An 11,916-nucleotide genomic window follows, 5' to 3' on the forward strand; every position below is an offset into this window, starting at 1 on the left:
CTCAGGCCCCGCCCTGCGCCAGCAGGCGCACATAGGCGTCTTCCAGGCCGGCCTCGACCGCCACTGCGGACGGATGCGGCATGGTTGCGGCCACGGCGCGCACCAGCACGCCGTCCGGCCGGCGCCGCGAACCGCACACGCGGTGTTGGGCGCGCACGGACGGCAGGTCGGCGGCGCTGACGGTCCACTCCCAGACCTGGCCCTGGGCCGCGGCAATCAGTTCGCCCGGGTCGCCGAAGTAGCGCAGGCGGCCCTGGTCCAGCACGGCCAGCGCGGTGGCGCTGGCTTCGATATCGGACACGATGTGGGTCGACAGGATGACCAGCCGCTGCCCGGCCAGGTCGGTCAGCAGGTTGCGAAAGCGCAGCCGTTCGTCCGGGTCCAGGCCGACCGTCGGTTCATCGACGATCAGCAGGGCCGGGTCGTTCAGCAGTGCCTGGGCGATGCCGACCCGCTGCCGCATGCCGCCCGAGAACTGGCCGATGCGACGCTCCGCCACCGTGTCCAGCCCCACCAGGCGCAGGCAATGCTCGACCCGCGCCGCTGCGCCGGCGTGCGGCAACCCCTTCACCGCCGCCATATAGCGCAGGAACTCGCGTGCGCTGAGCGCCGGGTAGGCGCCGAATTCCTGCGGCAGGTAACCCAGCGCCGCGCGCAGGAATTCCGGGTCGGCGCCCACGTCCACGCCCTGCCAGCGGATGGTGCCCGTGCCAGGCCGGGCCAGCGTGGCCAGCATGCGCATCAAGGTCGACTTGCCGGCGCCGTTGGGGCCGAGCAGGCCGAGGATGCCAGTGCCCACCGCCAGGCTGACCTGCTGCACTGCCGCGTGCCCGTTCGGATAGCGGAAGCCGATCCCCTCCAGCTCCAGCACCGGCTGCGTGCCCTGTTCCTGCGCCATGGCCTGGCGCGCCGAATAACGTTGTTCCATCATGCCTCCCCGGCCGCAGCTGCCGCGCCAGCCTCGGTATCCGTCCCAGTCCCCGACACGGCCTGGCGCAGCGGCGCAAACTTGCGCCGGCTCCATAGCAGCAGGTCGTCCATATAGGTAAACACCACCGGAATCACCAGCAGGCTCAGGATCGTCGACGTCAGCAGGCCGCCGATCAGCGCCACCGCCATCGGCGCGCGGAAGCTGGGGTCGGCGCCTAGGCCAAGCGCCACCGGCAGCATGCCGGCACCCATCGCCACCGTGGTCATGATCACCGGCTGCGAACGGTTGCGGCAGGCTTCCAGCAGGGCCGCGACACGCTCCAGCCCCTGCTCGCGCCGCACCCGGATCGCGTAATCGACCAGCAGGATCGAGTTCTTGGCCGAGATTCCCATCAGCATCAGCAGGCCCAGCATCGACGGCATCGACAGCGCATGCCCGGTCAGCAGCAGCGCGCCGAAGGCGCCGCCCAGCGACAGCGGCAGCGCCGCCATCACCGTCACCGGCTGCAGGAAGCCGCGGAACAGCAGCACCAGCACCATGTAGACGCACAGGATGCCGATGCCAACCGCCAGCAGGAAGCTGTTGCGCAGTTCGGCCTGGCGCTCCATATCGCCTTGGCGCACGCGCTTGACGTTGGACGGCAAGGCCTTCATGGCCGGCAGGTCGAGGATCTGGTCGAACACTTCGTCGCCGTCGCGGCCCTGCAGCTCGACGTGCACCAGCACCTTGCGGATGCGGTCATAGCGCTCGATGCGCGCCGGCGCGCTGTCCAGGCGCAGCTCGGCCACCGAGGACAGCGGCACATTGCCCTGCTTGCCCGGCACGCTCAGGCGCGCCAGCGCCGCCAGGTCGCTGCGGGTGGCCTGCGGCAGGCGCACCCGGATCGGCAGCTGGCGGTCCGGCAGGTTCAGCTTGGCCAGGTACTGGTCGTAGTCGCCGGCGGTGGCCACGCGCAGCGTGTCGCCGATGGCATCGGCCGTCACGCCAAGGTCGGCGGCACGCGCAAAGTCCGGCGTCACGATCACTTCCGGGCGCGCCAGGCTGATATTCGAGTACACGCTGCCCAGCCCGGGCAGGGTGCGCACCGCCGCCTCCACGTCGCGCACCGCATTGCGCAGCGATTCCGGGTCGTCGGACGCGAGCATGAAGCTGATCTCGTGGCCGTCATCGCCGTCGCCCACCGTGACGCGGGCGCCGGGCAGCGCAGCCAGCGCCTTGCGCAGCGCGGCGTTGACTTCGACCTGGTGGCGCCGGCGTTCGGCGCGCGGCTTCAGGCTGACCTGCAGGTCGGCGAAACGCAGCCCGCCGGCGCCGACGTGGGCGTAGACCTGCACCACGTCCGGGTCCTGGCGCAGCAGCGCGCGCGCGCTTTCGGCGGCGGCGCGGGTGTCGGCCAGGGTGCTGCCTGGCGGCAGTTCCAGCGCCACATTGGTGGTCTTGCCGTCCGCCGGCGGGATGAAGTCGCCCGGCAGCGATGCCGCCATCACCAGTGACACCAGCATGAACAGGGCCGACAGGCCGAGCGTGGTCTTGCGCCGACGCAGGCACCATTGGACGGCGCGCAGGTAAGGCGCCATCCAGCGGCTTTCGCGCGGCGTGTGCAAGACCGGCCGCAACAGGTAGGCCGCCATCATCGGCGTCAGCAGGCGCGCCACCAGCAGCGAAGCCAGCACCGCGATCGAGGCGGTCCAGCCGAACTGGCGGAAGTACTGGCCCACGATATCGTTCAGGAAGGCGGTCGGCAGGAACACCGCCACCAGGGTCAGCGTGGTGGCCACCACGGCCAGCCCGATCTCCTCGGCCGCGTCGAGCGCGGCTTGCAGCGGGCTCTTGCCCATGCGCACGTGGCGCATGATGTTTTCGATCTCGACGATGGCGTCGTCGACCAGGATGCCGATCACCAGCGCCAGCGACAGCAGGGTCACCATGTTCAGGGTAAAGCCCAGCAGGTGGATCGCCAGGAAGGTCGGCAGCACCGACAGCGGCAGGGCCAGCGCCGAAATCACGGTGGCGCGGCCGTCGCGCAGGAAGAACCAGACCACCAGCACCGTCAACAGTGCGCCCTCGTACAGCAGGTTCATCGAGCCGCGGTAGTTTTCCTGCACCGTGTCGACCTTGTTCAGGCTCTCGCGGAACTGCACCGTGCGGTGCTCGGCCTGCAGCTTGGCGACAGCGGCGCGCACCGCGGCGGCCACCTGTACGTCGCTGGCGCCGGGATTGCGCATCACCTCGAAGGCCACCACCGGTTTACCGTCCAGCAAGACCACGCTGCGCGGCTCCGCATGGCCGTCGCTGACGCGCGCCACCTGGTCCAGCCGCACCCGGCGCCCGTCCGGCAGCACCAGGTCCATGGCCGCCAGCTCGTCGACGCCGCGTACCGTGCCCAGCGTGCGCACCATCTGGGTGGTGCCGCCGATATCGGCCAGTCCGCTTGGCGCTTCGCGCTGCATGCGCTGCAGCTGGGCCGACACGGCCGCCGCCGACACGTTCAGCGCCGCCATGCGCACCGGATCGAGCTCGATCAGCACTTCGCGGTTGACGCCGCCCACCCGCTGCACCTGGCCGACGCCGGCCACCTGCATCAGGGCGCGCGCCACGCTGCTGTCGACCAGCCAGGACAACTCCTCCTGGCTCATGCGCTCGGCGCTCAGGGTATAGGTCAGCACGGCGGTGACGCCGGCGTCGCCCACCTTGCCGATCACCGGGTCGCGCAGCTCGGCCGGCATGTCGCTGCGTACGCGGGCAATGGCATCGCGCACCTCGTTGACCGCTTCATTGACGTTGCGGCCCAGGCGGAATTCGACCGAGGTCGAGACCAGGCCGTCGTTGATGGTGCTGGAGATATGCCGCACGAAAGGGATGGTGGCGATCGCGTTTTCCATCTTGCGCGCCACCTCGGTTTCCAGCTGGGCCGGCGAGGCGCCCGGCAGGGCCGCCGTGACCAGCACCACCGGCACGTCGATGTCGGGCGTATCCTGCACCGGCGTGAGGTGGAAGGCGGCCAGGCCACACAGCACCAGCAGCACGAACAGCAGCACGGCCGGCAGCGGATTGCGGATCGAATATCGGGACAGGTTCATGCTTGCCGCACTCCTAGTTGAGGCCGCGCGCGGCGCTGCCGCCGGCATCGATGGTAGCGGCCGTAGCGGCCACGCGGGCCGCCGCCACCACGCGCACGCGGTCGCCGTCGTTCAGGAAACCGGCGCCCTGCGCCACCAGCAGCGCGGCCGGTGGCAGCGCGCCCTTGACTTCGACCCGCTCGCCGACGCGACGGCCGGTATCGACCTTGGTGCGCGCTACCTTGCCGCTGCCGTCGATCGCGAACACGTAGCTGCTGCCGTCGCGCGTGACCACCGCGCTTTGCGGCACCGTCAGGGCCGGGCTGGTGCCCAGCTGGAAGGCGCCGCTGGCAAACAGGCCAGCATGCAGGCGCGCATCGGCCGGCAGGTCGACGTACACCAGCGCATTGCGCGTGGCCGGGTCGATCGACGGCGCGCGCGCCCTGACCCTGCCCGTCACGCTGGCGCCGTTGGTGGCCTGCACCCGCACCGGCTGGCCGGGCTCGATGCGCGACAGCGCATCGGCCGGCACTTCGGCACGCCATTCGAGGCGGTTGGCGCGGATCAGGCGGAACAGTTCCTGGCCCTGGCCGGGCACCGCACCGACCGTGGCGCTGCGCGCCGAGATGGTGCCGTCGTCGTCGGCCACCACTTCGGTCTGGCGCAGCCGCAACTGGTCGATCCTGAGCCGGGCCTGGGCCGACGCCACCCGCGCCCGCGCGCTGCGCTCGAGCATCAGGTACTGGTTGCTCTGCTGGCCACTGAGGGCGCCGCTGCTGGCCAGCAGGCGTGCCCCGTCGGCATTGGCGCCGGCTTCGGCCAGCGCGGCGCGCGCCTCTTCCAGCGCGGCTTCCTGCTGCGCCACTTCGGCCGCCACCGTCTCACTCTGGAAGCGCGCCAGCACCTGTCCCTTGCGCACCGCGTCGCCCACATTGACCCGCACCTCGGCCAGGCGCAGCCCGCCCAGCTCGCTGCCCACCACCGCTTCCTGCCACGCCGCCACGCTGCCGTTGGCGCCCAGCTCCTGGGCCCACTCGGCCGGCTCGGCCTTGCCGGCGGTGACGGTCAACACCGTGGCCGGCGCCGCGGCTGCCGCAGGCGGGGCGTTGTCGCCGCCGCTGGCCGCGACCAGGCCGGCCACCCCGGCCACCGCCACGGCCGCCAGGCCCAGCTTCTTCATATGCTTGAATTTCATTGCTCGCTCCTCCAGATAATTCAGGGGGCCGCCATGGCCGCTGCGCCGGCTTGCCAGCCGCCGCCCAAGGCCTTGTACAGCGCGATCCAGGCCAGCACGCGCTGCTGCTGCACGCCCAGCAGGGTCAGTTGCGCCGCCAGCGCGCTGCGGCGCGCATCTTCCAGCTCGAACATGCTGGCCGGGCCGGCCTTGTAACGTTCGCCGCTGGCGTGGAAGTAACGGTCATAGTCGCGCGCGGCGGACGCCGCGTCGGCTTCGCGCCGGCCGGCCGCGTCCAGCCGCACCAGCGCCTGCTCGGTTTCCCGTACGGCGGCGCGGGCGCGCTCGCGGTACAGGCCGGCCAGTTCGTCATAGCGCGCCTGCGCCCCGGCCTGCTCGGCGCGGCGCCGTCCGCCGTCGAACAACGGCAGCGACAGCTGCGGCAGGACCGACCAGGTATCCAGGGCGCTGCTGCCGCCGGCCAGGCGCACCACGCCGATGCTGCCGCCCAGCGTCAGCTGCGGGTAGCGCGCGGCATGGGCCACGTTGACCTCGGCTGCCGCCGCCTGCAGTTCGGCCGACACGGCCGCCAGGTCGGGACGCTGCCCCAGTGCCACGGCGGGCACGGTATCGACCGCGATCGCGCGCGGGCGCGGCAGCGTGTCGCGCGGCGCCAGCAGCGCCTGCACCTGGGCTTCCGGCAGGCCGCTCAAGGCCACCAGCGACTTGAGCAGCACATCGCATTCGGCACGCTGTTCGGCAACCCGCTGGCGCGCGTCGGCGGCCGACGCTTCGCTCAGCATCACATCGGCATCCGAGCTGAAGCCGGCCTTGATCTTGAGGCGCGCCAGCTCGCTCGTCTTGTCGCGCGAGGCGGCGTCCTGCTCCAGCAGGCGCGCGGCGGCGCTGCAGGCACGATGGCCGACCACGTTGGCCGCCACTTCGGCCGCCAGCGACACCTGGGCCGCGCGCCATTCGGCCTGGCGCGCCTGCAGGCGCGCCTCGGCCGCCGCCACCGCCTGGCGGCGGCCGCCGAACAGATCGAGCTCCCAGCTGGCGTCGACGCTGCGGCTGACCGCATGGGTGATCACGGCCGGTTGGCCGCGCTGCTTCTGGCTGAAACGTTCGCCGCGCAGGTTCAGGTCGGCGTTCGGCCAGCGCGCTGCGCCGCTGGCCTGCATGCCGGCGCGGGCCTGGGCGATGCGCGCCAGCGCCTGCTCCAGTTGCGGATGGCTGGCCTGCGCCGCCTCCACCAGTGCCAGCACGGCGGGGTCGTCGAACTGTCGCCACCAGCCGGCCAGTGCGGAGGCCGGCTGCGCCGCGCCGGCGGCCGGCAGCGGCGCCTGGAACCCCGGCGCCAGCTCCAGTGCCGGCGCTTTCTGGGTGGGACCGACGCTGCATGCCGCCAAGGCGGCCAGCGGCAGCGCCAGCAACAAAGGCTTACAGCGCATCCGGCACCTCGCTCTCGAATCGGTACAGGCGGCGGTGGGCCAGCGAGAACAGCGAGACCAGCGCGGCCAGCAAGCCGGCTGCCATGAACAGCAAGCCGACGCCGCGGCCCTTGCCGGTGCCGAACCAGGCGCCCACGCTCTCGTGCAGCAGGCCGCCCGGCAACAGGGCCGGTTCAAAGAAATGGTGGGCCAGCATGCCCCCCAGGAAGGCGCTGGCCGGCATCAGGGCCAGCGTCACCGCTTGCTGGAACGCGCCGAAACTGCCCTGGCGGTCGCGCGGCAGCTTGCGGCGCCACACGGCGGCCATGCAGCCGCCCAGGCAGGAGCTGCACAGCATCACCACCACGGCGGCGATGCACATCACCGGCACCGTGTAGAAGTAGCCGGCGGCGGCGATGGCCAGGCCCTCGACCAGGTTGAAGCCCAGCACCAGCGGAGTCCATTGCTTGGGACCGCCCCATGCCACCATCACCAGGCCGCTGCCCAGGATGCCGAAAGCACCGCAGGTGGTGACCCAGGCCAGCACTTGGGGCGAATAATTGGCCAGTACCATCGGCGAAATCATCACCACCACCATGCCGGACAGGAAGGCGCCCATGCTGGTGTAGCCGTACAGGATCGCCAGCGTCGGACGGTCCAGCAGGTAGCGCAGCGACCATTGCAGGTCGCGGATGGCGCCGCGCGAGGCTTCCTTGCTGGCCTCCACCGAAGCCGAGGTGGCGGCGGCCGCCGCCGGGAAGCGCGCCAGCGCCAGGCCCATCAGCGCGAAGCCGAACGAAGCCACATCCAGCACCACGATGCCGGTGATGCCGATGGCAGCCAGCAGCGAGGCGGCCACCAGCGGCGCCGCCAGCTGGGCCATCGCGGTCGACAGCTGGAACATGCCGCTGGCACGCCCGAACTGGCTCTTTGGCACCAGCACCGACACTGCCGCGTAGGCGGCCGGCGCCTGGAACGCCATGCTGACAGACAGGATCACCTGCAGCACGTACAGCTGCCAGACCTGGAAGCGGTCAAGGTAGAACAGCAGGCCCATGCCGGCGGTACTGACCAGGGCCAGGGCTTCGCCGATCATCAGCACGTACTTCTTGTTCCAGCGGTCGGCCATGCTGCCGGTCCACGGCATCAACAGCAGCGCCGGCAAGGTGGCGAACATGGTCAGCCGCGCATAGTCGAGCACGGAGGCGGTCTGCTGGAACAGCCAGACCCCCACGGCGAACGAAGTCAGCATGGTGCCCAGGGTGGACACCAGCTGGCCGGCCCAGATCAGGTAGAAGGGCGTGCCGATCTTTTCCTGGACCGGCGGTTCCGGCGGCGCATCGACGGTGGAAATGGTTTGCGTCGTAGTCTGCATCATTGATCTTTCAAAAGCGGTGACAGCCAGTTCACCAGGTGTTGGACGTGGGGCGACGCCAGCAGCGTCATGTGATTGCCGGTACTGACCCAGGATGTGGCCCCGGGTGCATGTGCACGCCAGTTGGCAGCCCGCTCCAGCGGTGAATCGGCCGCCGCCGCGGTTTCCGACGCCAGCACCAGGTGCAGGTCGCCGGGATAGCCGGACGGTGGCAGGTATTGCGTGTTCAGGTTGGTGCTGAAGGCGCGCACGATGCCGCGCAAGGTGGCCACGCTGGTCCCGGCCGGCATCAGGCGTGCCGCGACCAGCCGCGCCAGCAACAGGCCGAGCTGGGAATCGTGATCGAGCCCGGCAAACGAAGCGGCCGACAGTCCCATCGAGCGGCCCAGCTTCTGTTCATACAGGCCGACCAGCTTCAGCAGCGTATCGATGCGGCCGTGGAACGGCGCCGTGGCCTCGGCCGCCAGCGGCGCGCGCGAATCGAGCACCGCCAGCAGCGCCAGCTGCTCGCCCTGTTCGCGCAGCTGGCGTGCCATTTCCGTGACGACCCAGCCGCCGAAGGAATGGCCCAGCAGGCGGTAAGGACCGCGCGGCTGCACTTCGCGCACCGACTTGATATAGGCGCGCGCCGCGCTTGGCACGTCGGCATGCGGCGCCAGCTTGCCGCACAGGCCGCGCGGCTGCAGGCCGAACACCGGGATGGCCGGATCGAGCGCCTGCACCAGGTCGGTAAATGCCGTCACGCTGGCGCCGGCACCCGGCACGCAGAACAGCGGCGTCACGCCGCGCCGCCCGAATTGGATCGGGATGCGCGGTGCATAGCTGTGTTCCGGCAGTGCCGTGCGGCGGCCGCTGGCAGCCTGCAGTTCTTCCGACAGCGCCTGGCCCAGCGCCGCGATGTGCGGCGCCTGCATGATGCTGTAGTGGTCGCCGTGCAGCTGGCGCAGCGTCAGGCGCTGGCCCAGCTCCGCCTGCCAACCCAGCGAGGCATCGCCGCGCTGCTCGCCGCTTGCGGCAAACACGGTGACCGGCAAGGCGGTGTGGGGACGGGCATAGTGTTCCAGCGCATAGGCGATCCCGTGGCGCACAGCCAGGTGGCGGCGCAGTACGCCGACACTGACTTCGGACGGCAGGATGCCGGCCCGCTGTGCCGCCGCCAGCAGCGCATCGCAGTCGCCGGCCTGGGCCGCCTGCTGCAAGGCTGCGGGCGCCTGGCCAGCCGGCAGCCATGCCAGGCTGCACAGCCAAGCCGCGAAGTCGGCCGGGCCGGCGTCGCCGGCCCGGTAGCGGCTCTGGGTGTCGATCAGGCCCAGGAACTCGACCTCTTCGTCGGCCCCGACCAGCTGCTGCGCCATTTCATAAGCAATAGTCCCCCCGGCAGACCATCCCGCCAGGCGGTATGGTCCGTGCGGCTGGACCTTGCGAATTTCCTGCACATAGCTAGCGGCCATCTGTTCCACCGCATATAGCGGTGCCTCCCCGATTCCGAATCCCTTTGCAGCCAGGCCATACACCGGCAAATCCGACGGCAGCCAGGGTGCCAATTCACGCGCATAACCCACTTCTCCCTCGCCCGGATGGACCAGGAAGAGCGGCGTCAGGTTACCTTCAGGCCTGATCGGCACCAAGCTGTCAGAATTAGCAGTTGCCGCCCCAACGGCTGCGCAGAAGGCCGCCAGGGCTGGTTGGACGAACAGTTCGCGCAGCGGCGCCTGCAGGCCCAACTGCTGTTCGATCCGGCTCGCGACCTGCACCGCCAACAGGGAATGGCCGCCCAGCGCAAAGAAACTGTCGTTGCGGCCGACGCGCTGGGCACCCAGCAATTCGGCCCAGATCGCGGCCACCGCCTGCTCCAGCGCGCCTTGCGGCGCTTCATAGCCGGCCGCCGCCAGGTCATCGTGGCCGGGCGCCGGCAGGGCGCGGCGGTCGATCTTGCCGTTCTGGTTCAGCGGCAGACGATCCAGGATCACGAAGGCGGACGGCAGCATGTACTCGGCCAGCCCTAGCGCCAGCTCCGCACGCAGTTGCGCCGCCGCCAGCCCGGCACCGGCTTGCGGCGCCACATAGGCCACCAGGCGCAGGTCGCCCGGCACGTCCTCGCGTGCCATCACCAGCGCACTGGCAACGCCCGCGCAACCGGCCAGGCGCGCCTCGATTTCGCCCAGTTCGATGCGGAAACCGCGGAGCTTGACCTGGAAATCGTTACGGCCCAGGTATTCGATCGTGCCGTCAGGCAACCAACGGCCCAGGTCGCCGGTTTTATACATGCGGCCGCCGGCCTGGCCGCCGAAACGGTCGGGCAGGAAGCGTTCCGCGGTCAGTTCCGGACGGTTCAGGTAACCACGCCCCACCTGGACACCGGCGATATACAGCTCGCCCGCCACGCCGAGCGGAGCCGGTTGGCCCTGGGTGTCCAGGATATAGGCGCGGGTATTGGCCACCGGACGGCCGATCGGGATCTCACGCGGCGGCAATGCATCGCCCGCGCTGTAACGCACGGACGTCGCATACACCGTGGTCTCGGTCGGGCCATAGGTGTTGATCCAGTCGCAGCCGGCGCCCACGCCGCTGGCAAACCAGTCGGCCAGGCAACGCTGCTCGGCTTTCTCGCCCCCGACCACCACCAGCCGCACGCATGGCGGCGGCAGCGCCCTGCCCTGCGCCACTTCGCGCGTCCACAGGTGCCAGAAAGCGGTTGGCAGGTCGGCCACCGTGATGCGGTGCTCGGCTAGGAACTCGACATAGCTGCGGTCCGGCGCCACCATGTGCTCGGGACGCAGCACCACCGCGCCACCGACCGACAGCACCGGGAAGATCTCGGTCACCGACGTGTCGAAGCCGAACGAGGCGAACTGCACAATGCGGTCGTCCGGGCCCATGCCGCACATCGCGATATGGTGGGCCAGCAGGTTGGCCGCCTGGCGGTGCTCGATCATCACGCCCTTCGGCGCGCCGGTCGAACCGGAGGTGTAGATGACATAAGCCAGGCTGTCGCCGGCCAGCCCGGCCGGGCGTACGTTGCCGGCAGCGGATGCCGCATCGCCGTCGTTGTCCATCCGTTCCAGGATCACGACCGGTGCCGAGGTACCGGCCACCAATCCCGCGCAGGCAGGCGACGCCAGGACAGCTGCCGGGGCACAATCGTTGACCATATAGGCGATGCGTTCCGCCGGATAAGCCGGGTCCAGCGGCACATAGCCGGCACCCGCTTTGAGCACTGCCAGCAGCGCCACGACCATCTCGGCGCTACGGCTGCTGCAAACGGCCACCCGTGCATCCGGTCCGACGCCCAACGACTGCAGCTGCGCTGCCAGCACATTGGCGCGGCGGTTCAATTCACCATAGCTCAGGCGGCGGTCGCCATCCACCAGTGCCAGGGCGGCAGGGTTGGTTGCGGCCTGTGCTTCGAAGGCGTCCTGCATCAAGCCCTCCGCCGCTGCCGCAGCTGTTGCATTGAAGCCTTCGGTCACCAGTTGCAGCTCGCCTGGTGCGTACATTGGCAGTGCCAGCACTGCTGCGTGCGGGGCGAGCATGCCTTGCAGCAGGTCGCCGAAGCGCTGCAAGGTGCGTTGCATGTTGGCCGCGTCGAACAACTCGCTCGCGTAGTTGAGTGCCAGTTCCAGCGTGTCGCCGGTGTCGACGATCGACAGCGAAGTATCGAAATGGGCAGTCTGGCTGTCCTGGCCCATGGCTTCGATCTCGAGGCCCGGAACCCTGGTTGCTTGCGGGTGGGCGTCCAGGTCCACCGTCAGCATGGTCTGGAACAGCGGGCTGTGCGCCATGCTGCGCTGCGGCTGCACCGCTTCGACCACCTGCTCGAACGGCACGTCCTGGTGGGCGTAAGCGTCCAGCGTCAAGGCTTTGACCTTGGCCAGCAACTGCGCCACGTCCAGGTTGCCGTCGGTCGACACGCGCAGGGCCAGCGTGTTGACGAAGAATCCCATCAG

At 70.1% G+C, this 11,916-nt stretch carries 6 protein-coding genes; all 6 read right to left on the reverse strand.

The features are described 5' to 3' along the window. Position 1 precedes the first annotated feature (1 nt). Positions 2 to 931, reverse strand: a complete 930-nt coding sequence (locus BM269_RS28110) for an ABC transporter ATP-binding protein (RefSeq protein WP_229204831.1) — start codon at positions 929 to 931, stop codon at positions 2 to 4. Continuing rightward, entirely contained in the window at positions 928 to 4,011 is a 3,084-nt protein-coding gene (locus BM269_RS28115; RefSeq protein WP_090445616.1) for an efflux RND transporter permease subunit, read from the reverse strand. Before BM269_RS28115 ends, BM269_RS28110 begins: the two co-directional genes overlap by 4 nt. A 13-nt stretch (positions 4,012 to 4,024) precedes the next feature. Continuing rightward, positions 4,025 to 5,185: an efflux RND transporter periplasmic adaptor subunit gene (locus BM269_RS28120; RefSeq protein WP_090445619.1), complete on the reverse strand. Its 1,161-nt coding sequence runs from the start codon at positions 5,183 to 5,185 to the stop codon at positions 4,025 to 4,027. 20 nt (positions 5,186 to 5,205) lie between these two features. Continuing rightward, positions 5,206 to 6,615, reverse strand: coding sequence for an efflux transporter outer membrane subunit (locus tag BM269_RS28125; protein ID WP_090445622.1), 1,410 nt, complete (start codon positions 6,613 to 6,615; stop codon positions 5,206 to 5,208). Continuing rightward, a complete protein-coding gene (locus BM269_RS28130) occupies positions 6,605 to 7,972 on the reverse strand; it encodes an MFS transporter (protein WP_090445625.1) in 1,368 nt (455 codons plus the stop codon). Before BM269_RS28130 ends, BM269_RS28125 begins: the two co-directional genes overlap by 11 nt. Beyond that, a partial coding sequence (locus BM269_RS28135) for a non-ribosomal peptide synthetase (protein ID WP_139232897.1) occupies positions 7,969 to 11,916 on the reverse strand: 3,948 nt, incomplete at its 5' end. The genes BM269_RS28135 and BM269_RS28130, both read right to left, overlap by 4 nt.

This window comes from Duganella sp. CF458 (assembly GCF_900113115.1).
Classification (GTDB): domain Bacteria; phylum Pseudomonadota; class Gammaproteobacteria; order Burkholderiales; family Burkholderiaceae_D; genus Rugamonas.

Coding starts and splice junctions, on each gene's coding strand:
- BM269_RS28125 (WP_090445622.1), bottom strand. CDS start 6,615: ATGCGCTGTAAGCCTTTGTTGCTGGCGCTGCCGCTGGCCGCCTTGGCG.
- BM269_RS28130 (WP_090445625.1), bottom strand. CDS start 7,972: ATGATGCAGACTACGACGCAAACCATTTCCACCGTCGATGCGCCGCCG.
- BM269_RS28110 (WP_229204831.1), bottom strand. CDS start 931: ATGATGGAACAACGTTATTCGGCGCGCCAGGCCATGGCGCAGGAACAG.
- BM269_RS28115 (WP_090445616.1), bottom strand. CDS start 4,011: ATGAACCTGTCCCGATATTCGATCCGCAATCCGCTGCCGGCCGTGCTG.
- BM269_RS28120 (WP_090445619.1), bottom strand. CDS start 5,185: ATGAAATTCAAGCATATGAAGAAGCTGGGCCTGGCGGCCGTGGCGGTG.